Origin of the sequence: Haloarcula sp. CBA1122, from assembly GCF_009741785.1 — an archaeon.
GTDB lineage: Archaea > Halobacteriota > Halobacteria > Halobacteriales > Haloarculaceae > Haloarcula > Haloarcula hispanica.
Genome location: NZ_WPCB01000015.1, coordinates 46,335 through 66,766, shown reverse-complemented (window position 1 = coordinate 66,766; position 20,432 = coordinate 46,335). Strand labels below are relative to the sequence as shown.

The window sequence follows — 20,432 nt, the reverse complement described above, 5'->3', positions numbered from 1 at the left end:
GACCCGTCTCTCGTCCGCCCACCCCATCAACGCCAGCCATGACGGGGGAACACACAACCGGGAGCTGGGTCGACCCGTCCCGGGTACGCATGGCCAAGTACGGGTTCCTGATAGCCTTGGGAGTCGCCTCGACGGTCTATCACCTCTGGTTCACCCGGCTGTTCCCGTTCGAACAGGACCAACACAAGATCGCCCACCTCGGATTCATGCTCGTCGGGGCGGCTGTCCTCGCGTATACCCCCGAACCCGAGACGCGCCGGGAGCGGTTCGGAAACTACGCGACGCTATTTGAGGCCGCTCTCTCGGCCGTCGTCGCCGTCTACCTCTTTACGGCCTTCAACCGCATCGTCTACGAGCAACTCGGGATATACACCGACCTCGACTTGTTCATGGGGCTGTTGATCATCCTGCTGTTGTTGGATGTTTGCAGGCGGGTTTACGGTCCGATGCTGTCGCTGGTCGGCGTAGCTGGCCTTGTCTATGCGCTGTATGGCCCGTATTTCCCGGGTATTTTGAACCACAATGGAGTTCAGGCCGAACGACTGGTGCAGGGTCTGACAGTTGAGTTCGGCAGCGGCGTCTTCGGCGTCATTGTCGAGGTTTCGGGGACGTTTATTATTATCTTCATGATCCTCGCGGGGCTGTTGGAAGCGTACGGCGCGCTGGAGTATTTCGTCCAGGTCGGAACGCTGATCGGCAAACGGGTCCGGTCCGGATTGGCGCAGATGACGACGGTCGCAAGCATGGGTATGGGGTCGGTCAACGGCAGCGCGGCCGCCAACGCGGCGACGACGGGCGCGTTTACCATCCCATTGCTCAAGCGCCACGGGCTCGACAGAGATACCGCAGCGGCCTACGAGGCGGTGGCCTCCAGCGGCGGCCAGATTATGCCACCGATCATGGGTGCAGCGGCATTCATAATGGCCGAGATCACCGGGACGAGCTACCTGAAGATTATCGTCGTCGGATTCCTGCCGGCACTCCTGTTCTACGGAACGGTCGCTATCGGTGTTCATCTGACAACCGTCAAAGAAGGGCTCACGAGCGAGATTGACGAGGAAGAACTGACCGACGTAGAGACGGTCGACAGGGATCGGAAAAACGCACTCGATAGGATCTTCGGCCGAACGACAACCGCTGTTTCCTTCGGTCAGATATCGGTTCGTAACCTGCTCGTCGAGGGGCTCGCGCTGTGGGTTCCGCTGGCCGTTCTCCTGTACGCACTGGTCGTTCTCCTGTACGATCCGCTGTACGCAGGGTTCCTCTCGATAATGTCCGCGTTCCCGGCCGCGTTCGTCCAGGGGATCTTTTTTCGCGATGGCTACGGGGTTCGCGACTTTTTCGTGGACACTATGGATGGCCTGGGTCGCGGAATGGAAAACGCGGCCCCGATTGCGGTATCGCTGGGCGTGATGAACATCTTCGTCGGTGTATTGAACCTCACCGGATTCACGCAGGTGTTCGCCTCCAGCCTCGTTGAACTCTCGGGAGGCGTGCTCGCGCTGTTGCTCATGTTCGCGATGATCGCGGCGCTTCTCTTTGGTCTCGGGATGCCGACCGTCGCGGCCTACATCACGGCCGTGCTGCTGATCGCACCGGCACTGACCGAGGCCGGTGTCGACCTGCTCGCCGCGCACTTCTTCGTGTTCTACTTCGCGATTCTCTCGGCGCTGACGCCGCCGGTTGCCATCGCCTGCCTCGTCACAGCCAGGGTCGCAGGCGGGAATTTCTGGCGGACTGCCGGAAAGTCGCTCGTGCTCGGGGCGCCGCTGTTTGTTCTTCCGTACATCTTCGTCGTCAACGATAGCCTGTTGTTCTGGTCGGTTCCGGCGACACCGATTACGTTCGTCGTCGTGGGAATCGGTCTCGTCGCCGCCGTGGCAGCCATTGTCAACTACTTCTCTGGCCAACTCAGGATTCCGAGTCGCGCCGGGCTACTGGTGGCTGCGGGAGCAGCGATGTTCGCTCCGCTGGCGCCGATGACCGCTGCCGTACAGACCGTCGCAACACTCACCATCTTCGCGTTGCTGTACATGGAGGTGAGATACGATTCCGGATCCGAAACCGGACAGTCCGAACAGGCCTCAGTCGACGACTGACCTGCCCGCCATAGGTCAGGTCTTAGGTCAGCCCGAGACGCTGACCGACACGGTATCGTTCCCAGATTCTAGGGTTTTAGCGGCCACTGGATCTGTCCGTCGCGTCGGCTCAGTTCGTATTTGAGCCAGCGGGCGAGCAGTTCGACGAAGGCCTGTTCGTCCTGTCTGAACGGCTCCGACCGGGGGTCACGAGCAACGAAACAGACCGTCCCGAACAGCTCGCCGTCGACTTCGATTTTCGCACCGAGGTAACAGCCGATACCGTACCGCCGGTATGCAGGGTCGTCATCCAGATCTAGTCGCTCGGCGTTGTAGATAGAGAGTAGACCGTCGGATTCGACGGTTCGTCGGCAGTAGGTCTCGGAGAGTGACGTGATGTCGCCGGGGGTAGTGAGAGACGGGTCGCCGCTAATGGCGATTATTTCATGTGTTCCCGCCTCAGGGTCGATTGTGACGAGATGGCTCTGGTCGACGGCAAGATACTCGACACCGAGTTCCAGTACGTCGACTAACCGCTGTTCGAACCGGCGATCCAAATCGTTCGTGACCTCGTAGAGTTTCTCTCGGTAGCGTTCGGCCGTCGCCTGTAGCCGCTCCCGTTCGATCTCCTCCGTGATGTCCTTGACCACTTTCGCAAAGCCACGGGAGTCGCCGTTTTCCCGGAGTTCAGTGATGGCCACATCTGCCCAGAACGTGCTCCCGTCCTTCCGAACGCGGAGCCCGCGGTCGGTGGCCTTGCCGCATTCCCCGGCTTCTCGCAGCAGTTGGTCGGGAATGCCGTCGGCCACCTGTTTCTCTGTGTGAAACGTCGAGAAGTGCTCGCCGAGGATATCAGATTCCTCGTACTGCATGAGCTGTTTCGCACCGGCGTTCCACGACTGGATGAGGCCGTCGGGGTCGAGCAGAAACATCGCGTAATTCTCGACCGCATCGACGAGTAGCCGGAACCGCTCGCGCTCGTGTCGCAGTTGTTTGTCGAGTTCTTCGCGGTCAGTCCGGTCACGGACTACGCAGACGGAGCCGTCATTTGCGATACTCGCGACGGTGTGCTCGCCGATGAACTGTGTCCCGTCGGCGCGTTCGAGCAGTGTCTCACCCGTCCACGTCCCGTTCTCGTTGACAGCCGGGAGTATTTCATCATCGACCGTTTTGAGGCTCTCTGCCGAGTGGATTTTCTGCCAGTGTTCGCCCAGAAGCTCGTCGCGCTCGTAGCCGAACGTGGCTGCGTAGGCGTCGTTCAAATAGGTGAACCGACCCTCGTCGTCCAGTGTGCTGATGCCGTCCCAGGCCGCGTTCATTGCGCGGTGACCACGCGTGACTTGCAGTTCGTCTCTGCGGGCTTCGACCGCGTTTTGCACCCTGTTCGCTAGCACCGTGTACTGGGACGTTCCCGGTTCCTTCTGGATATAGTCCGTGACACCTGCGGAGATTGCCTCGGCCGCGATCTCTTCGCTGCCCTTCCCAGTGTAGAGGATGAACGGAAGCTTCGGTGCGTCCTCGCGAATCCGTTCGAGGAACTCCAGCCCGTTCATGCCAGGCATATCGTAGTCGCTGATAATACAGTCATACGTGTCCTGCGGGCGGTCCGTGATGACCTCGTCGACCCGCATCGCGGTGTCGACGCTGAATGAATCCATGGCCCGCTCGAGATATGCCGCAGTTAGATCGGCAAAGTCCGGTTCGTCATCGATATGTAAGACGCGCACTGAACCAACCATCTGTTTGAATGTTGTACAAAAACGCTAATAAGACGTTTGTCATTTCAAAGTAATATCTCCGATTCAGGTTCTGCTACTGGGTAAAAAGTCGAGAGCGTGATAAAGTGTTAGTTCGGATATAACGCCACTGTAAGCCCCGTTTGAACTGTTTTAGGTTTCACACGATCATGAAAAAGACCAACTCCCTTGCGTGTGCAAGCCAGGCAACCAATCACATGATTTACAAACGTACTATAGTACGGGCCTGCTGGGGCAGGGGCCGGTCAGAACCCGCTGTTACTGAGGACACCCGCGGCGGACGAGAGTTCACCACTGAACTTCACGGTGACGTAGAGGCCAGTAAACAGCGTGGCGTTGTACGCGCCGTGGATGAGTGACGGAACGACGATGTTGTCTGTGTACTCGTAGGTTGCACCGAGGATGAGCGACGGAATGAGGAGGGCACACACCCCGACAAGTTTGCCCGTGACCGACCCGCCACTGAGGGCGGGGTAATGAATGCCGGCGAAGATGACGCTCGCGATGGCGACGCCCGAAATCGGGCCGAAGTAGTCCCGAATGCGGCCCTGAACGACCCCGCGGAACAGCAGTTCCTCGCCCGGACCGATGAGGAGGAACGAGGCGGGAATCAACAGGAGGAGGACATCGGGGTTCTCCATGCCGATCTCCGCGGCCTGATTGGTTGCCGTTTCGATGCCGAACATCGAGACGAGCGTCGTGATGATGACGGCTACTACCACGAGTCCGACCATCGCGCTGGCGTAGCCCAGCACGACGATGACGGCCTCGCGGAAACTCGGTACAGAAACACCGATATCGAACTCGCCGCTGTCCGCAGAGTAAGAGAACACCTCGCGGAGCTTCGTTCTGATCACCGGTCTGAGCTTGATGTACGTGTACGCGATGACCGGGCAGCCGATTCCCTGGACCGTTATCAGCCCGAGAACCAGCGTCTGTACTTGCGTTATCTGTACTCCTGCACCGAGTGACAGCGAAAATGCGATGGTGAGAAGCAGGATCGATCCGAATCCCAGGCCAATCACCCCCAGTGAGAGCGCAGAGAAGAGCGTAAACCCGTACTGGAAGGCCTGCAGAATCGGACTGTCGCGGGTCGCGGTTGCCATACACTGCTTTGGTCGTGGCGATGTGTAAACAATTCGTTTGGTATTGGTCGTGACTGCCGGCAGAGACGCCTCAGTCGATCCGCTCCCCGGCCGTCACCGCGGTGTCGAGCCAGTTCGACTCCGGCGGGAGCGGACAGGAGAAGGTGTCGCTATAGGCACAGAACGGCGAGTACGCGAGGTTGAAATCCAGCGTAATCTCGTCGCCGTCGCTCAGGTCGCGGTCGGGTTCCAGTTCCATGTATCGGCCGCCGTCGTAGCTCTGCTGTCCGGTGGTCTTGTCCCGGAACGGAACAAAGAGCGTCCGGGACTCGTCGGCGGCCTGCCGGAACGCGTGGAGTTCGCGGGACTCGCCGTCGAGGTCGAACGACAGCGTCGCGACGTGGAGATAGCGCACCGTTCGGTCGTCGCTCGTCTCCAGATCGACTGACTCCGGCGTCTCGTGGACCGTAACCGTCGCCTCGACCCGATAGCCGTGGTCCGGGTCGAAGTAGCTGAGTCCGTCGAAGTCGTCGCGGTCTTCCGGCGGAATCGGGGATTGGCGGTGCTCCGCGAAGAACCGGTCTTTCTCGTCCCGATTCGCTTGCAACTGTGTCTCCCAGTCTTTGGTGTCTTCGTCCATACAGAGACGGTGGCGGCCACGCAGTTTCAGTCCGGCGACTCGGCGACAGACGAGCGATATCGCAGCGTGAGGGAGTGGGTACCTTATTATACGCCTAGTCCAACTGGATAAATACACAGGGGTGTGTATGGAAGCGACGTTCTACGGTATTCTGGGGGTGGACCCAGATGCCACCGAGGAGACGATAGTCCGCGCCTACCGGGAACAGACGAAAGCGCATCACCCGGACGTGAGTGACGACCCCGCCGCGGGAGAACGGTTCAAGCGACTCACGCAGGCGAAGAACGTGCTCACGGACGAGGCCGAGCGGGAGCGATACGACCGGCTCGGTCACGACGCATACGTCAACAGGCACGTCGACAGCGGCGCGGACGGCGGAACAGCCACGGGCGGTGTCAGTGACATCGCACAGCAGTACGTCGACCAGCGGGCCGACACAGGGACGACGGGCGGGGCAACGGCGAAAGCGACACAGCGGCCCACCCAGACTCGTGGCGGAAGCACGGGCTACGGGACTGCCGCGGAGTACTACAAGCCCGGCCAGCGAGTCCGACCGACCCAGTCGTCGGGAGTCGAGACGCTGCTCGGTTCACTCCGCCGTGTCGGACCGTGGCTGTTCGTCCATCTGGCCCTGCTGGTCTGTACGATCATTGCCGCCGTGCTGCTCGCAGTCGGTGGCCTCACCGGGGACCTCTCGCCGGTTGTCGCCAGCGTCATGGCCGTCTCGATGGTGACGATATCGCTGGTCGTCTCAGCGACCCACATGCTCACACACATTTCAGGCTGACCGACGAGGTGTGGTTCGAGCGAGTGCAGTTGCGGCTAGCTGCGAGGCGAGCGACTTGCAGAACAGCCACACTCACGCTAGCGGTCGGAACCAGACAGCAGTGACGAGGACGGCCAACAGGAGATACGACCCGCGAATCAGCAGCATCGTCGCGGTTTCGGGGTCGCCTCGTTGGGCGATAGCCGCAACCGTCCCGAAGACGAGCGCAGCCGCCGCGGCGCTCGGCGGAACCCCGGGCAATGCCACGGACAGCCCGACAATTCCAAGGAGGCCCGCGCCGAACAGTCCGAACGCGAGCCGCCGGGCGCGTTGGTGGCCCAGGACAACGGCGACGGTCCGTTTCTGTATCGACCGGTCGTAGTCGTAGTCCTGCTCGTCGTCGATAATCTTGATGCCGGTCAACAGCAGGAGGAACACGGCCGCGAGACCGAGTGCTCGCGGTGTCAGCGTTGTCACCTGAGCGTAGTAGCCGCCTAGCAACGCCAGCGCGATGCCCGTCGGGTAGCCCATCGTCGCGCCGACGGGGTTCATGTCCAACTGCGGCGCGTGGGTGTACCCGATGACCCAGGTCGGAAGCGTCAACAGCGCCGCGCCGGGACCGACCAGCAGCCAGATGGCCGCCGTACAGAGCGCGAAGCCGAGGGCTGCGCCGATCAGCGCCATGCGACAGCCCGAACCAGTGAGCGGGTGGTCGTCGTCCTCGCCGCGGACGTGGAAATCGACGTAACCGTCCTTGACGTGAGCCGTGTAGACGGCGAAGAACATCGCACCCGCGTGGAGCGCGGCCACCGGCGGCCAGAACCCACCGGAGAGCAACCCACCGAACAGCGAGGTCGCGAGTGGTGGCAGCATAAACACCGGATGGACCTGCGAAGCAAGGGCACTCACGGCCGCGAACGGACCGGTTTCGTGTCGGGCGACTGCCATACGAACTCAAGGCACGGCTGTGGGAAAAATCCCCATCCGCGTTGTTTCGGTACTACCGCCAGTTCGACCGGTCCAGCACGAACCCCGAGATGTGCGAGGCCAATTCTCTGGCAGCCCGTTCGGTGTCCGCGTGGAGTTCGCCGGACACCGGGCCGGCCTCGCCACCGACGCCCTCCGTCTCCGATATCGGGTCCGTGGTCTTCGGGTACGGTCGGCGGGACCGGACACGGTCACGAAGCGCCTGCACGGTGGTGTCCGAGAGCTCATACGACAGGTGCTGGAGGTCGTACCGGACGATGAACCCCCGCGTCGCGTCCCTGACGGCGAGGACCGGCTGCCCCCGGTCCCGACAGCGCTCCCAGATCTCGCGCTGGTGTTCCCGCGTGGCGTACACCGGCACGTTCGACGGGGCGAGGTGTTCCATTGCTCATTTGTAGGGACTGGAGGTGTATTATCTTTCGGCAGTGCCCGGCCAGCCGGTTTACCCGCGGTAGCCCGGTGCCACGCTGGTGAGTCACTGCGTTTCGCGTCCGCAGGCAGAAATGCCACGCAGGAAATGTTTAGGGGGAGGGCTGTGTCCACAGGAGTGCTATGGCAGATATCGAAGTCGAGAGTACGTGCGAGGAAGGATACACAGTAGAAAGCGTCATCAACGGCGAATGGGAGCTTATCGTCGACGCGCTGAGCGAGAACGGTCCGTCGCCGAACGAGGTGCTTGCCGCCGACTACGCCTCCTGTTACATCCCGGCGCTACGCGTCGCGGCTGACAAGTACGGGCACGAGGACATCGGCAGCGTCGACGTCGAGGTCGCCGCAGGTCTCGACGAGGACGACGACCTGGAGTACATCGACTTCCACGTCGAGGTCGAAGAGTCACTTGCCGACGAAGAGCAGGACATCGTGGAACTCGCTGAGGACATCTGCCACGTCCATTCGGCGCTGCAGGACGAACTGCACGCCGAAATCACCATCGAGTCCGGCGTCTGAGCAGGCAGGAACAGGGGCTGGCGTTTATTTTTCGCTGATAGTAGGCTTGTCGTCGTCACTCCGGGAACAGCAGTATGACTGAGGACGTGTTGTGATAGCCAGTGTAATCCTCGTCGGCCGAGCAGACTTCGCCGTAGGTTTCGAAGCCGGCGAAGGGCGCGTCGATAGCGCTGTGAATCGTGTCGACAGCGTCGTCGAAGTCGTCGCCGAGTATCATCGCACGGCAGGCACAGTCGTAGACGAACCCACCCGCGACGCTTCCGCCGCGGAGTTCATTGACAGCGTTGTTGGCGGCGTTCCGGACCGCATACACCTGGTCGGATTTATTGCTATGTGTCACCACCACTTCCGTTCCTTCGGAGACAGTGACAGCGAAGTCCAGCGGCCCCTCGGTGTCGGTTGTATGGCCCGGCCATCGGATGTTGTATCCCGTCGTCGAGATGAGTTTACTCTCGATGAAGGTCTTGATTCGGGAAGCGAGTCCGTCCGCGTCAGATTCTGGCTCCGACTCGATACCGAGCTCGTAGCGACCGAGCAACATGACAAGGTCTTCCGACCCCGCCTCCAGCTCGTCGACATCGATATCGTATGTCTCCATCGCGTCCTCCCGAATCGCGTCCCGCCAGGCTTCGAAGGCAGGTCTGCCGTCGAGTTCGTACACAGTGCTTCCCTCTGCACGGGTTACCGTCATCGCCTCGGAGATCGGTTCGTGGCCGTGATTGACGGTCACCGGGAGCGCGTCCTCTGCGGCGATGAGCGTGAGGACGACGGCGTCCGTCTCGACGCGGTCGTTCCGGAAGACGTGGGTCTGCTGTAACTGGAGGTCGTCACCCGCAGACCCGCCGACGACCGGCGTCTCCTCGTCGTCGAGGTACTGCTCGGTGAGTCGCGTGACCTTGTTTCCGATTCCGGCCATGCCGTCGTGGAGGTTGATGATCGTCCGATGCGGATACCCATCGACAGCAGGGTCGCCGCTCGCGGGGAGGTCATGAACGGCTTCGAACAGACAGCGTTCGGGATCAGCACTGAGTTCAGTCGAGAGGCTGGAGAAGAACCGCATCGAGTCCGACGAAACGACGCCGACTGTGACAGTTCCGTTCCCCGAACCGGCTTCAGTGAACTCTCCAGAGGACGAACAGCCCACGATTTCGGTATCTGAACCGACAACACTCCGAGCGCCCCACAGCACCGCCTCGTAATCGTATGTCGGGGAGCAGAAAATCTGACAGAAGTCCGGTTCGCTGGCCGAGATGGCGTCCATGGCTTCCCGTATGGCGTCCATAGCTGCGGCATCGCCAGAGTCCCCCGTCGCCTGCCCTGTCCCAAACTCAGTAGTCATTGAGATGCAAGTATATCGTGAGCTAACTTAACATATTGGAACCGTTTTGAAGACAATAAGACGTGGCAGTGGGTCGGCCGGAGACGTAACAGTCTGCCCAGAAACGGTGCTTTTTACCGTAGAACACCGCACGGAGCGGGAAACGCTCATACCGCCGGCCCGCAAACACCAGTCCATGAGCGATTCAAACTGGACCGACCGCATCGCCGGCGAACGGATGGCGGTCGACCAGCGGTTCAACGAACAGGTCAAAGCGTCGTCGTTCTCCAGCCAGCAGTGGGGGCTGGTGATGACTGCCGTCGAATTCGAGATCGAGAACCCGGGTGATCCGGACACCGCTCGAATCGTCGCCGATACCTCGAAGCTCTCCAGCGTCATGCCCGAGATGGAGCGGGTCGCCAACCAGGGTCCGATGGGCGGACCGGGCGGTGACCAGTCCGGGAGCTCGGGCGGCCTCCTCTCGGGCGTCAAGGACGCACTTGGACTGGGTGGGTCCAGTGGCGGTGACAAACAACAGGAAGAAGAAGCGGCACGCCTCGCACAGGCGTACGCCGAGCAGTTACAGGAGAAACTGGAGTCGAACGGGCGCTGGAAGTCCGTCTGCGAGCAGGCCCAGGGTTAGTACTCGTCGCCGCCGTGGAACAGCGTTAGCTCCTCGGCCTCGTAGATGTTGATGAGTTCCGTCACGATGTCGTCGTACGATTCGTCCTCGACGCGGAGGTCGTCGAGGCGGTCCACTGTCTCGGCGTCCAGTTCCACGGATGGCATACCCGAACCTTTCACTGGAACACACTTAATTCCCGCCCTCGCTCAAAAACGAACGCGAACAGTAGTAACAAATCAGAACCGAAAACTGTTAATGGTCGTTCTCGGTAGAAACACGACACATGCGACCACTGGGTGACTCACCGCTCGTACGGAACGACAAGACGCTCGTGCTGGCCCACGACCACGGGCTGGAACACGGTCCCAAGCAGTTCAGCGGCGTCGAGGAGCGCCTCGACCCGCGTGAGGTGTTCGAGATGGCGACCCACGACGCCGTGACGGCGCTGGCCGTCGGCAAGGGCCTCGCCGAGACGTACTACCCGAGCTACGAGGACGATGTGAACCTGCTGGCGAAGCTCAACGGCGGGTCGGACCTCTGGATGGGCGACCCGTACTCGCCACAGAACTGGTCGGTCGACTACGCCGCCGAACTCGGTGCCGACGCCATCGGGTACACTGTCTATCCGGGCGTCAACCGCGAGACCGACATGTTCGAGGACTTCCGCCCGGTGCAGGAGAACGCCCGCGACCACGACCTGCCGATTGCGATGTGGTCGTACCCGCGCGGACAGGCCATCAAGGAGCACCGCAGTCCGTCGACCATCGCCTACGCGGCCCGCATCGGCCTCGAACTCGGCGCGGACTTCACGAAGGTCAAGTATCCGCGTGACAAGGAGGCGATGGCCCACGCCGTCCGCTCGGCGGCCGACAACCGCGTCCTGCTCTCCGGTGGCTCGAAGACCTCCGACCGGGACTTCCTCGAACTCGTCGAGGACTGTATGGACGTCGGCGTCGCCGGCCTCGCCGTCGGCCGCAACGTCTGGCAGCGCGACGACCCCTACGACATCCTGGACAAGCTCGAAGGCGTCATCTTCGAGGACGCGACAGCTGACGACGTCCTGTAGGCCATGGACGAGGAGACGCGCCGAGCCGTCGCCGCGGCAGACGAAGCGTTGCCCGATAGCGACGCGCTTCCCGACGCTATCGACGCCGGTCGGGTCGTCTTCGGCTTCGACGGCTACCTCGACCGCGTCCGGGAGGTCGTCGCGGACCGCATCGACCCAGAGAGCCACGAGCGCCTCGCCACGCTGGAGGGGTTCGGCGACCGCATCGACCGCTCCGTCGCCGCCGACAGCTCGCTCTCCTTCGAGTGGCTCCAGCAGGGGAGCCGGACCGGCGGCCACACCAGCCACCTCGCGCGGGCCTTCGGCGGCTGGTCGTTCGACCCCGTGATGGTCGGGATGTACGGTGACCCGGTCCACGACGCCTTCGAGGCGGAGTTCGGCGAGTACGACCTCCACTCAATCGGCGAGCCCGGCGTCACCGACGCCGTCGAGTTCGACGACGGGAAGCTCATGCTCACCGAGATCGGCGACACGATGTCGCTGGACTGGGCCGAACTCGACGCGGCCTTCGGCCACGACCGACTGGCCGGGAAGCTCGACGGCGCGAGTCTGTTAGGGACTGGCTACTGGTCCGAGACGCCGGACTTGCCGACGGTCTTCGACGGGCTCCGTGACCTGTGGGGCGATATCGACGACCCGCCCGAAACAGTGCTTGTCGACCCCGGCGACGTGCGAAAGCTCGACGCCGACCGGCTGCGCGCCGGCCGGGAGGCCATCGGGCGGCTGGACGAGGTGACTGATGTGGTGATCTCCTCGAACCGTGCCGAAACGGGTGTCCTCGCGGACGCCTACGCCGGCGACGCCGAGCGGTCGTTCGCCGACGACGCCGAGGCAGTGTTCGAGGCGCTGGAACCGACCTGGTTCGTCGGCCACGGCGTCGAGCGGTCGGTCGCCGTCTCCGGGGACGGTACCGATAGCGTCGCCGTCCCGGCCGTCCCGGACCCGAAACTGACGACCAGTTCCGGCGACCACTTCAACGCCGGACTGGGGCTCGCGCTCATCGCCGGCCTCCCGCCGGCGGCCGCCGTCGTCGTCGGCAACGCCGTCGCCGGCTACTTCGTCCGGACCGCGGACCAGCCGTCGCTGGCCGACGTGCGTGCGTTCGTCGACGACTACCTCAAAAAGTTCTGAGTTGCTGTCTCCGCGTTCTACGAATCTTTTGTGCCCGCTACAGCCGTCGGACCGTCACGCCATCCCGGAGCGAGTCGATATCGCCCAGGTCGGGAACGGCCGTGCCGGCCTGCTGGACGACCTGCGAGGAGACGGCCACGCCGGTCCGGAGCGCCGTCTCGTCGTCCGCGCCGGCTTCCCAGGCGCTCAGGACGCCCGAAAGGAGCGCGTCGCCGGCCCCGACGGTGTCGACGACGTCGATGTCCAGCGCTTCGGCGTACAGGTTGCCCGCGTCGCCGACGAGGACAGCGCCGTCCGCGCCGAGAGAGGCCAGCACGCGGTCGAAGCCCCGCTCCCGGAACTTCTCCGCCGCGTCCGCACACCCCTCGACCGTGGAGACATCGGCCCCGGTTGCATCGCCGAGCTCGTCGCGGTTCGGCTTACAGAGTCCGTACTGGGCGTCGAGTTCCCGGAGGACGCCGCCACCGGTGTCGACGATTGTCTCCCAGTCGCCGCCGGTCGCGATGCGGTCGATAGCGTCGGGGGACAGCCCCGGCGGCAGGCTCCCACCAACGAGCACGCGGTCGGGGGACTGCGCTCGCACCCGTTCGAGCAGCGAGTCGACGACCGACTCGCCGACGGTCGGCCCGGCCTGGTTCAGTTTGTACTCCTCCGCGGCCGCGATAGCGGTGGTGTTGAGACGCGTCGTTCCGTCCACGTCGACGAAGGCCGTCTCGACGCCGTCGCCCTGCAGGGTCTCTCTGATGAACGACCCGGTGAACCCGCCCAGCAGTCCCGTCGCGACGCAGGGGCGGTCCATGGCCGTGAGCAACTGCGCGGCGTTGATGCCCTTCCCGCCCGCGTCGAACTGCGCCTCGTCGGCCCGCATCACACGGTCGGGAGCCATCTGCTCGTCGAACTGAATCGTCTGGTCGACGGCGGGGTTGTAGGTGACGGTGACGATCATGTGCTGACCTCCTCGACGGTCACGTCGGCGTCCGCGAGTGCCGTGGCGAGCGCCCCTGACGGGCTGGCGTCAGTGACCAGCAGGTCGACCTGGTCCAGATCGGCGAAGCTGACGAAGCTCCGGTCGCCGAACTTCGACGCGTCGGCGACCAGCACGACCCGGCGGGCGCGCTCGACCATGATTTCCTTGACGGCCGCCTCGTCTTCATTTGGCGTCGACAGCCCGGCGGCGCTGTCGAGGGCGTTCGTCCCCAGAAACAACAGGTCGAAGTTCATTCGCCCGATGGCTCGCTCGGCCATCGGGCCGACGAGCGCCCGGGTCCGCGGTCGGAGACTTCCACCGGTGAGTTTCGCATCGACGTCTCGCTCGGCCACCTCGGTGGCGAGTTCCGGCATATTCGTCGCCGCGACGTAGTCGGTGTCCGGAATCGCACGAGCGACTTCCATCGTCGTCGAGCCCGCATCGAAACAGACCACATGGCCCTCACGGACTTCCTGTGCGGCTCGCTCGCCGATGGCCTGTTTCTCCGCGTAGTGGTCAACCTCGCGCTGGCCGTACGGTCGTTCGGTCCCGGCGGAGGACGCCGGTACTGCGCCGCCGTGGGACCGCTTGATGCGGCCTTGCGACTCCAGGTCCCGGAGGTCACGGCGGATCGTCGCCTTCGAAAACTCGAGTTCCGCGGCCAGTTCCGACACTGAACAGCCGTCTCGCTCTGTCACCAACTGGACGATAGTGCGCTTTCGCTCGGCCGGGAGCATTCTCTCTGCTGTGATTGTTTCGCTTCGGTTTTACCTCTTTCTATCGGACCGTGCTTGTTTCTGCCCGGATAGAACGCGAGAAAACTGCCTACAGCTCGTCGATTACCGCGGCGGTCACGTCCTCAGTGGATGCGTCGCCGCCCAGATCCGGCGTTCGGGGACCCGAGTCGAGCACGGACTCGACGGCCGACCGGACAGCATCGCCCTGCTCGTCGTATCCGAGGTGGTCGAGCAGCATCGCGGCGGAGAGAATCATCGCCGAGGGGTTTGCGATACCCTCGCCGGCGATGTCCGGCGCGGAGCCGTGGACCGGCTCGAACAGCGCGTTCTCCTCGCCGATGTTGGCCGACGGCAGCAGACCGAGGCCGCCGACGAGGCCAGCGGCGAGGTCCGACAGCATGTCGCCGGCGAGGTTCGGACAGATGACGACGCCGTAGTCCTGCGGGTTCATCACGAGGTGCATCGCGAGCGCGTCCATCAGCGCGGTGTCGTAGGACGCGTCCCGGTCCTCGCCGACCGCCGAGGCCGTATCGAGGAACAGGCCGTCCGTGGTGCGCATGACGTTGGCTTTGTGGGCAATCGTCACATCGTCGTACCCGTTCCCCTTCGCGTAGCTGAAGCCGTACTCGGCGATTTTCTCGGAAGCGTCCTCGGTGATGACCCGGGTGCAGGTGGTGACGCCCTCGGAGATTTCGCTCTCGATGCCCTTGTAGACGCCCTCGGTGTTCTCCCGGATGAACACGATATCGGTGTCGGGCTGGACGGCGTCGAGCCCCGGATACGAGCGGGCCGGGCGGACGTTGGCAAAGGAGCCGACGACCTGCCGGAGGGGCAAGATGACGTCGGCCGCCGTCTCGCCGGCCGCGCCGAACAGCGTCGCGTCGGCGTCGGCCGCCAGATCGCGCGTTTCTTCGGGCAGCGCCTCGCCGGTTTCTGCCTTCACTGCGTCGCCGGCCGCACCTTCGACGAAGTCGAAGTCGACGGCGTCGATGGCCTCAAGCACTTCGACCGCGGCGGGTGTGACCTCCTGTCCGATCCCGTCGCCGGGAATAACGGCTATCTCGTGTGTCATAGCAGGAGGCACGTAGTCGGCCGGTGAAAGTGGTTCGGTTCGCCGTCTCACACGTAGCGCTCGGGCGGTGGCAGCGTCCGTCGAGCGGGAGTTTCCGGAGCGGATCCGAAGCGGTTGACTCCGGGGTCCGCCATACTCGTGGAACGCGTCAGCGGTGGACCGTCTCGACCCGGCGAGCCGGACGATGGCTCGGGGCCGAGACAGGGATGGCAGCGCGGTGGCACGGCTCCCCAGCGAGCGCATCGAACTGCTGGAGGGCCGAAGCGACGGGAACAGCGCGTCGCCAGGGACCGTGCGCACCCGAGTATTGTGGTGGTTAATATGTATTTACTACCACAACACTATGGAAACTACTGATACCGTAGATACTACAGATACAAAGTATACTATCGATACTATCGGTCCAGCAGGGACCACTACTGTCGAAACAACGATACCAAGCGCCGGTCACGGCAGAGGGTGGCTTAGCTCAGAGTTTGTGTCGGAAGGCGTGGAGGACGTTCTCGCCAGTCTCGGTCAGTTCCACCTGTTTCGTCCGGCCGACATCGTTGACTTCGATGTAGCCGTCCTCGACCAGTGGGTCGACGATGTTGGCGTTCAGCAACGCGAATTTCGCCTTCTCGTTTGCCGGGTCCGCGTCGTCGATGAACGAAAGCCCGGCGTCCTCGGCGAACCCGATGAGGTCTGATTTCTTGGCGGTGTAGGTGTTCGTGTTCGTCCGCTTGAGATAGTCCAGTACTGCGACCTGATCGCGGGAGATGGCTTCGATGGGGTACGACGGGAGGACCTCCGCGCGCTCCATGCCGCGAGTGAGTGGCTCCGCTGAAATCGGCGGGACGTGTTCCTCGGGATGGACGTAGTAGGCCGTCGCCGCCGTCGCCATACACGCGATAGCGCTTCCGATAGCCGCCACTTTCGGCCCGCTGGAGACGTTGACGCGCACGATATCTTCCGGATGGTCGGCGGTCAGCGTCGTCACGACCGCCAGCACGTCGTAGAGGTCGTGTAGATCCGCGCAGTGCAGGTCGACGCTGACACCGTTGGCGTCCAGTTCTTCGACGAGTGCCTGCTGGTACGGCGTCAGCCGTGACGGCTCCGTCGTCGCTGTGAGGAGGTACACGTCGTCAGCGTTGTGCTGGTGAATCGGTTCGGCGATCCGGTCGCGTTCGTGCCCCAGCGGCGCGATGTGTATCTCCCGAATCTGGTCCATGCAGGAAGAACGCGCCCCGCACAGCTATTGGTCTTGCCATCTCCGGGACAGAAGATCACTGGACGACCGCTGCGGCGGTATCGTCCGAAATCCAAAATAGCGGGCGTCGCTCAGTCGTCTGCTTCGAGCTCCGACCGCGTCTGATCGAGGTACGGCAACTGCGAGGCCGTCTCCTCGATAGCGTTCCGGTTGGCCTTCATCAGCGCCGTCGTGTCCCAGTTGCCCTCGACGAGGGCCTCTCGCTGGGCGCGGTCGACGCTGACGTTGATCTCGTTGTCGCCGTAGGTGACTGTCTCCGCCCGCACGTCGACCTCAATCTCGCCGTCGGGGTTGTCATCAACCCATTGCTGGAGCGCGTTGATCGTCTCGTGGTCGGCAGTGACCGTCGGGATGCCAAGCGCCAGACAGTTCCCGGCGAAAATCTCGGCGAAGCCCTCACCGATGATCGCGTCGATGCCCCATCGCATCAGGGCCTGGGGCGCGTGTTCGCGCGAGGAGCCACAGCCGAAGTTGTTGTTGACGACCATCACGTTCGAGTCCTGGAACCGCTCCTCGTTGAACGGGTGGTCCTTCTCGTTGTCCTCGTCGTCGAACCGCAGGTCGAAGAAGGCGAACTCGCCCAGCCCGTCGAAGGTGACGACCTTCATGAACCGCGCCGGGATGATCTGGTCCGTGTCGATGTCGTTCCCGCGAATCGGGATGCCAGACCCCTCGACGTAATCGACCGACGGGATGTCTTCAGTGGGGTCACTCATGCCAGAGCCACCTCCTCTAGGTCGCGCACGTCAGACACCTCGCCGGTGATGGCCGCGGCGGCCACCATCCGTGGGTTCATCAGGACGGTCCGGCCGTCCTTGCTGCCCTGCCGGCCGACGAAGTTCCGGTTCGAGGAGGAGGCACAGGCCTCGTCTCCCTCCAGTTGGTCCTCGTTCATGCCCAGACACATCGAACAGCCGGCGTTTCGCCACTCGAAGCCGGCTTCCTCGAAGATGTCTTTCAGGCCTTCTTCCTCGGCGGCGCGCTGGACGCGCTGGCTGCCGGGGACGACGAACGCTCGCACGTCGTCGGCGACTTCGCGGCCCTTGACGATGCGGGCCGCCCGTCGCAGGTCAGGCATCCGAGCGTTGGTACAGGAGCCAAGGAAGGCAACGTCGATGTCGTAGCCCTCCATCGTCTCGCCGGGCTCGACGCGCATGTGTTCCTGAGCGCGACGGGCGGTGTCGACCTTGTCGTCGGCCAGCGACTCGGGTTCCGGGATCGGATCGTCGATACCGATGCCCTGACCGGGCGTGGTTCCCCATGTGACGACGGGGTCCAGTTCGCTCGCGTCGATCTCGACGACGTCGTCGTATTCGGCGTCGTCGTCCGAGCGGATGGACTCCCAGTACGGCTTGAGTTCCTCGAACTTCTCGGGGTGCTCCTGGAAGTAGTCCGTGCCTTCGAGCCACTCGTAGGTGGTCTCGTCGGGGTTGACGTAGCCCGCGCGAGCGCCGCCCTCGATGGACATGTTACAGATGGACATCCGGCCTTCCATGTCGAGGTTCTCGATGGTCTCGCCGGCGTACTCGTAGACGTAGCCGACGCCGCCCTCGGTCCCGAGCCGACGGATGATCTCGAGGATGATGTCCTTGGCCTCGACGCCCTCGTCGAGTTCGCCGGTGACCTCGATCTTGCGGACCTTCTGTTTCTCCATCGCGATGGTCTGGGTCGCCAGCACGTCCCGAATCTGGCTGGTCCCGATACCGAACGCGAGCGCGCCGAAGGCCCCGTGGGTGGAGGTGTGGCTGTCGCCACAGACGATGGTCTTGCCGGGCTGGGTGATACCCTGCTCCGGGCCGATGACGTGGACGATACCCTGGTCGCCCGTCGTTGGGTCAGAGAACTGGATACCGGCGTCCCGGACGTTCTCTTCGAGTTCGGCCATCATCGTCTCGGCCGCGTCGTCGCTGTAGGGCCGGTCCTGATTGGCGGTCGGCACGATGTGGTCGACCGTCGCGTGAGTCAGGTCCGGGCGCGCGACCTCAAGCCCGCGCTCTTTGAGCATCCCGAAGGCCTGCGGGCTGGTAACCTCGTGGATGAGGTGCAGCCCGACGAACAGCTGGTCCTGGCCGTTCGGCAGGGTCGTGACCTTGTGCTGGTCCCATACCTTGTCGTACAGCGTTCCCTGGCTCATACTGTCTCGTCCCGTCCTTCCGTTCCGCGCTCGTACGCCCGAGTGACACCCTCGTCGGGTGCTTCGTGGTCGATGTCCTCCATCGTCTCGTCAGTCTCCTCCTCCGCGTCGCGTTCGCCGCCGTCGGCGGCCACGACCGGGCCGCGGCGAAACACCGCGCCGAAGGTCCCGTTCGTCTCGGGGTGGGTGTGCTCGATGCTGCCCATCGTCGTACGCGATTCGCTCTGTTCGCCGTCCATCGTATCCGTGTGTTCCTTAGTCATCTGCTGGGGCTTCTGTCTTCTCTGCGTCGGCGTCCTCTCCCCACGCGAACAGGTCGCGCAGGTTCTCGCCGACGGCTTCGATCTGGTGGTTCTGTTCTGCGTCGCGGTACTGCTTGTAGGCGGGCCGGTTGGCCTGGTTCTCGTTGATCCACTCGCGAGCGAACTCGCCGTTCTGGACTCTTCGAGGATTTTCTCCATCCCTTCGCGGTCGATGACTTCCTCGCCGCGGGTCAGGCCACCGTACTCAGCGGTGTCGGAGACGGAGTTCCACATGCCCATGTGGCCGCCCTCGTACATGAGGTCGACAATGAGCTTCAGCTCGTTCAGACACTCGAAGTAGGCCATCTCCGGCGCGTAGCCGGCGTCGACCAGCGTCTCGAAGCCGGCCTTGACCATCTCGGTGACGCCGCCACAGAGGACGGCCTGCTCGCCGAAGAGGTCCGTCTCGACCTCTTCCTGGAAGGAGGTCTCGATGACACCGGCGCGGGTGCAGCCGATGCCCTTCGCGTAGGCCAGGGACTCCTCTTTGGCGTTGCCGGTCGCGTCCTGATAGACCGCGATGAGACCGGGCGTCCCCTCGCCGCGTTCGTAGGTCCGGCGGACGAGGTGGCCGGGCGATTTGGGCGCGACCATCGTCACGTCGACGTCTTCCGGCGGTTCAATCTGGCCGTAGTGGATATTGAAGCCGTGCGCGAACTGGAGCGTGTCTCCGGCGTCCAGTTCGTCCTCGATGGCCTCGTAGACGGCCGGCTGAATCGTGTCGGGGACGAGCATCACGACGCGGTCCGCCTCGCCGGCGGCCACGTCGGGCGTCTCGACGCGGAGGCCCGCGTCCTCGGCGTCGGCCCACGACGAAGAGTCTTCGCGGAGACCGACGATTACGTCGACGCCGGACTCGTGAAGATTCAGCGCGTGTGCGTGGCCCTGCGACCCGTAGCCCAGCACGGCTACGGTCTCGTCGTCGATAGTCGATACGTCAGCGTCCTCGTCGTAGTAGACTGTTGTGGTAAGTTCGTCAGACATCTTTCTCTAGTGTTTTCGGGCCGCGTTCCAGTGCGGCGGCCCCGGTTCGCACGATTTCCTGCACATCGAACTGCTTGAACGCCTCGATGGCGGCGTCGATTTTCTGCTTGCTGCCCGTGATTTCGACGGTGACCGAATCGGTCGACGCGTCGACGGCCTGCCCGTTGTACATGTCGGCAACGGCGTTGACGTCGTCTGGCTTCTCGCCGCTGACTTTCACCAGTGCGAGCTCTCGCCGGACGGCCTCGCCTTCGAGTTCCCTGACCGAGACGACGGGCACGAGCTTCCGCAGTTGCTTTTTCGCCTGGTCGATTCCCGGTTCCGGTTCCTCGATGAGAATCGTCATCCGGGCTGTGTCGTCGTCGACCGTTGGCCCGACGGTGAGGCTTTCGATGTTGAACTGGCGTCGGCTGAACAGTGCCGACACCTCCGAAAGCACGCCCGGTCGGTGCTTGACCAGCGCGGACAGCACCGCCTGGCGCGGTTCGTGGGTCACTTCGGCCTCGGGATCGACGCGGATTCCCTGCGTGTTGCGTCGGCCCTTCGGGCGCATCCGTTCGTCCGGCGCGGGGCCTGGCATTCCTCC

At 63.4% G+C, this 20,432-nt stretch carries 21 protein-coding genes and 1 pseudogene; 6 read left to right on the top strand and 16 right to left on the bottom strand.

Going from position 1 to position 20,432, the window contains the following annotated elements:
• Positions 1 to 38 precede the first annotated feature (38 nt).
• On the top strand, positions 39 to 2,099 hold the full coding sequence (locus GJ630_RS08275; RefSeq protein WP_191449684.1) for a TRAP transporter fused permease subunit: 2,061 nt from the start codon (positions 39 to 41) through the stop codon (positions 2,097 to 2,099).
• 68 nt (positions 2,100 to 2,167) lie between these two features.
• Here the strand turns inward: GJ630_RS08275 and GJ630_RS08270 are convergent, their stop codons facing one another.
• From GJ630_RS08270 to GJ630_RS08260, 3 genes are all read right to left on the bottom strand, one after another.
• On the bottom strand, positions 2,168 to 3,817 hold the full coding sequence (locus GJ630_RS08270; protein ID WP_050037799.1) for a PAS domain S-box protein: 1,650 nt from the start codon (positions 3,815 to 3,817) through the stop codon (positions 2,168 to 2,170).
• 263 nt (positions 3,818 to 4,080) lie between these two features.
• Positions 4,081 to 4,941, bottom strand: a complete 861-nt coding sequence (locus tag GJ630_RS08265) for a CPBP family intramembrane glutamic endopeptidase (protein ID WP_191449683.1) — start codon at positions 4,939 to 4,941, stop codon at positions 4,081 to 4,083.
• A gap of 70 nt (positions 4,942 to 5,011) precedes the next feature.
• Positions 5,012 to 5,560: a DUF1684 domain-containing protein gene (locus tag GJ630_RS08260; RefSeq protein ID WP_191449682.1), complete on the bottom strand. Its 549-nt coding sequence runs from the start codon at positions 5,558 to 5,560 to the stop codon at positions 5,012 to 5,014.
• A gap of 127 nt (positions 5,561 to 5,687) precedes the next feature.
• Here GJ630_RS08260 and GJ630_RS08255 point away from each other — a divergent pair, with 127 nt between their 5' ends.
• The gene (locus GJ630_RS08255) at positions 5,688 to 6,347 is read left to right on the top strand and encodes a DnaJ domain-containing protein (protein ID WP_191449681.1); all 660 of its coding nucleotides are present in this window, start codon (positions 5,688 to 5,690) and stop codon (positions 6,345 to 6,347) included.
• Between the two features lie 72 nt (positions 6,348 to 6,419).
• Here GJ630_RS08255 and GJ630_RS08250 read toward each other — a convergent pair whose 3' ends face one another.
• Positions 6,420 to 7,274 (bottom strand): UbiA family prenyltransferase, encoded by an 855-nt coding sequence (locus GJ630_RS08250; RefSeq protein ID WP_023843193.1) that lies wholly within the window; start codon positions 7,272 to 7,274, stop codon positions 6,420 to 6,422.
• 52 nt (positions 7,275 to 7,326) lie between these two features.
• Positions 7,327 to 7,698 (bottom strand): hypothetical protein, encoded by a 372-nt coding sequence (locus tag GJ630_RS08245; RefSeq protein WP_191449680.1) that lies wholly within the window; start codon positions 7,696 to 7,698, stop codon positions 7,327 to 7,329.
• Between the two features lie 167 nt (positions 7,699 to 7,865).
• Here GJ630_RS08245 and GJ630_RS08240 point away from each other — a divergent pair, with 167 nt between their 5' ends.
• Entirely contained in the window at positions 7,866 to 8,261 is a 396-nt protein-coding gene (locus GJ630_RS08240) for an OsmC family protein (RefSeq protein ID WP_050007744.1), read from the top strand.
• A gap of 55 nt (positions 8,262 to 8,316) precedes the next feature.
• Here GJ630_RS08240 and GJ630_RS08235 read toward each other — a convergent pair whose 3' ends face one another.
• Complete coding sequence (locus GJ630_RS08235; protein WP_191449679.1) at positions 8,317 to 9,600, bottom strand: FIST signal transduction protein; 1,284 nt, start codon at positions 9,598 to 9,600, stop codon at positions 8,317 to 8,319.
• 175 nt (positions 9,601 to 9,775) lie between these two features.
• Between GJ630_RS08235 and GJ630_RS08230 the strand changes: the two genes are divergently transcribed.
• Positions 9,776 to 10,222 carry a DUF5799 family protein gene (locus tag GJ630_RS08230; protein WP_064288458.1) on the top strand — a complete coding sequence of 149 codons (447 nt, stop codon included), beginning with the start codon at positions 9,776 to 9,778 and terminating at the stop codon, positions 10,220 to 10,222.
• On the opposite strand, the gene GJ630_RS19495 is transcribed toward GJ630_RS08230, so the two are convergent.
• A complete protein-coding gene (locus GJ630_RS19495) occupies positions 10,219 to 10,368 on the bottom strand; it encodes a hypothetical protein (protein ID WP_008309953.1) in 150 nt (49 codons plus the stop codon). The genes GJ630_RS08230 and GJ630_RS19495 overlap by 4 nt on opposite strands.
• 119 nt (positions 10,369 to 10,487) lie before the next feature.
• On the opposite strand from GJ630_RS19495, the gene GJ630_RS08225 reads away from it, so the two are divergent.
• Both GJ630_RS08225 and GJ630_RS08220 read left to right on the top strand, forming a co-directional pair.
• Positions 10,488 to 11,270, top strand: coding sequence for a class I fructose-bisphosphate aldolase (locus GJ630_RS08225; protein ID WP_004962592.1), 783 nt, complete (start codon positions 10,488 to 10,490; stop codon positions 11,268 to 11,270).
• Between the two features lie 3 nt (positions 11,271 to 11,273).
• Positions 11,274 to 12,401 (top strand): hypothetical protein, encoded by a 1,128-nt coding sequence (locus GJ630_RS08220; RefSeq protein ID WP_191449678.1) that lies wholly within the window; start codon positions 11,274 to 11,276, stop codon positions 12,399 to 12,401.
• Between the two features lie 37 nt (positions 12,402 to 12,438).
• On the opposite strand, the gene pfkB is transcribed toward GJ630_RS08220, so the two are convergent.
• From pfkB to ilvN, 9 genes and pseudogenes are all read right to left on the bottom strand, one after another.
• A complete protein-coding gene (pfkB, locus tag GJ630_RS08215; protein WP_129754990.1) occupies positions 12,439 to 13,347 on the bottom strand; it encodes a 1-phosphofructokinase in 909 nt (302 codons plus the stop codon).
• A complete protein-coding gene (gene glpR, locus GJ630_RS08210; protein ID WP_014039978.1) occupies positions 13,344 to 14,105 on the bottom strand; it encodes an HTH-type transcriptional regulator GlpR in 762 nt (253 codons plus the stop codon). Before glpR ends, pfkB begins: the two co-directional genes overlap by 4 nt.
• Positions 14,106 to 14,193: 88 nt before the next feature.
• Positions 14,194 to 15,177 carry an isocitrate/isopropylmalate dehydrogenase family protein gene (locus GJ630_RS08205; protein ID WP_014039977.1) on the bottom strand — a complete coding sequence of 328 codons (984 nt, stop codon included), beginning with the start codon at positions 15,175 to 15,177 and terminating at the stop codon, positions 14,194 to 14,196.
• A 469-nt stretch (positions 15,178 to 15,646) separates the two neighbouring features.
• Positions 15,647 to 16,387, bottom strand: coding sequence for a DUF6293 family protein (locus tag GJ630_RS08200; RefSeq protein ID WP_050037792.1), 741 nt, complete (start codon positions 16,385 to 16,387; stop codon positions 15,647 to 15,649).
• A gap of 110 nt (positions 16,388 to 16,497) precedes the next feature.
• Positions 16,498 to 17,142, bottom strand: a complete 645-nt coding sequence (gene leuD / locus GJ630_RS08195; RefSeq protein WP_191449677.1) for a 3-isopropylmalate dehydratase small subunit — start codon at positions 17,140 to 17,142, stop codon at positions 16,498 to 16,500.
• Complete coding sequence (gene leuC / locus GJ630_RS08190) at positions 17,139 to 18,560, bottom strand: 3-isopropylmalate dehydratase large subunit (protein WP_146417402.1); 1,422 nt, start codon at positions 18,558 to 18,560, stop codon at positions 17,139 to 17,141. The genes leuD and leuC overlap by 4 nt, the downstream gene beginning before the upstream one ends.
• A complete protein-coding gene (locus tag GJ630_RS08185; RefSeq protein ID WP_023843192.1) occupies positions 18,557 to 18,823 on the bottom strand; it encodes a hypothetical protein in 267 nt (88 codons plus the stop codon). Before GJ630_RS08185 ends, leuC begins: the two co-directional genes overlap by 4 nt.
• A pseudogene (gene ilvC / locus GJ630_RS08180) lies at positions 18,816 to 19,846 on the bottom strand (ketol-acid reductoisomerase). The gene GJ630_RS08185 and the pseudogene ilvC overlap by 8 nt, the downstream one beginning before the upstream one ends.
• Positions 19,839 to 20,426, bottom strand: coding sequence for an acetolactate synthase small subunit (gene ilvN, locus GJ630_RS08175; protein WP_191449676.1), 588 nt, complete (start codon positions 20,424 to 20,426; stop codon positions 19,839 to 19,841). The pseudogene ilvC and the gene ilvN overlap by 8 nt, the downstream one beginning before the upstream one ends.
• Positions 20,427 to 20,432: the final 6 nt, after the last annotated feature.

Excerpts from the sequence above, each read along its gene's own strand:
- GJ630_RS08275 (WP_191449684.1), top strand. The coding sequence starts at position 39 with ATGACGGGGGAACACACAACCGGGAGCTGGGTCGACCCGTCCCGGGTA.
- GJ630_RS08270 (WP_050037799.1), bottom strand. The coding sequence starts at position 3,817 with ATGGTTGGTTCAGTGCGCGTCTTACATATCGATGACGAACCGGACTTT.
- GJ630_RS08265 (WP_191449683.1), bottom strand. The coding sequence starts at position 4,941 with ATGGCAACCGCGACCCGCGACAGTCCGATTCTGCAGGCCTTCCAGTAC.
- GJ630_RS08260 (WP_191449682.1), bottom strand. The coding sequence starts at position 5,560 with ATGGACGAAGACACCAAAGACTGGGAGACACAGTTGCAAGCGAATCGG.
- GJ630_RS08255 (WP_191449681.1), top strand. The coding sequence starts at position 5,688 with ATGGAAGCGACGTTCTACGGTATTCTGGGGGTGGACCCAGATGCCACC.
- GJ630_RS08250 (WP_023843193.1), bottom strand. The coding sequence starts at position 7,274 with ATGGCAGTCGCCCGACACGAAACCGGTCCGTTCGCGGCCGTGAGTGCC.
- GJ630_RS08245 (WP_191449680.1), bottom strand. The coding sequence starts at position 7,698 with ATGGAACACCTCGCCCCGTCGAACGTGCCGGTGTACGCCACGCGGGAA.
- GJ630_RS08240 (WP_050007744.1), top strand. The coding sequence starts at position 7,866 with ATGGCAGATATCGAAGTCGAGAGTACGTGCGAGGAAGGATACACAGTA.
- GJ630_RS08235 (WP_191449679.1), bottom strand. The coding sequence starts at position 9,600 with ATGACTACTGAGTTTGGGACAGGGCAGGCGACGGGGGACTCTGGCGAT.
- GJ630_RS08230 (WP_064288458.1), top strand. The coding sequence starts at position 9,776 with ATGAGCGATTCAAACTGGACCGACCGCATCGCCGGCGAACGGATGGCG.
- GJ630_RS19495 (WP_008309953.1), bottom strand. The coding sequence starts at position 10,368 with ATGCCATCCGTGGAACTGGACGCCGAGACAGTGGACCGCCTCGACGAC.
- GJ630_RS08225 (WP_004962592.1), top strand. The coding sequence starts at position 10,488 with ATGCGACCACTGGGTGACTCACCGCTCGTACGGAACGACAAGACGCTC.
- GJ630_RS08220 (WP_191449678.1), top strand. The coding sequence starts at position 11,274 with ATGGACGAGGAGACGCGCCGAGCCGTCGCCGCGGCAGACGAAGCGTTG.
- pfkB (WP_129754990.1), bottom strand. The coding sequence starts at position 13,347 with ATGATCGTCACCGTCACCTACAACCCCGCCGTCGACCAGACGATTCAG.
- glpR (WP_014039978.1), bottom strand. The coding sequence starts at position 14,105 with ATGCTCCCGGCCGAGCGAAAGCGCACTATCGTCCAGTTGGTGACAGAG.
- GJ630_RS08205 (WP_014039977.1), bottom strand. The coding sequence starts at position 15,177 with ATGACACACGAGATAGCCGTTATTCCCGGCGACGGGATCGGACAGGAG.
- GJ630_RS08200 (WP_050037792.1), bottom strand. The coding sequence starts at position 16,387 with ATGGACCAGATTCGGGAGATACACATCGCGCCGCTGGGGCACGAACGC.
- leuD (WP_191449677.1), bottom strand. The coding sequence starts at position 17,142 with ATGAGTGACCCCACTGAAGACATCCCGTCGGTCGATTACGTCGAGGGG.
- leuC (WP_146417402.1), bottom strand. The coding sequence starts at position 18,560 with ATGAGCCAGGGAACGCTGTACGACAAGGTATGGGACCAGCACAAGGTC.
- GJ630_RS08185 (WP_023843192.1), bottom strand. The coding sequence starts at position 18,823 with ATGACTAAGGAACACACGGATACGATGGACGGCGAACAGAGCGAATCG.
- ilvN (WP_191449676.1), bottom strand. The coding sequence starts at position 20,426 with ATGCCAGGCCCCGCGCCGGACGAACGGATGCGCCCGAAGGGCCGACGC.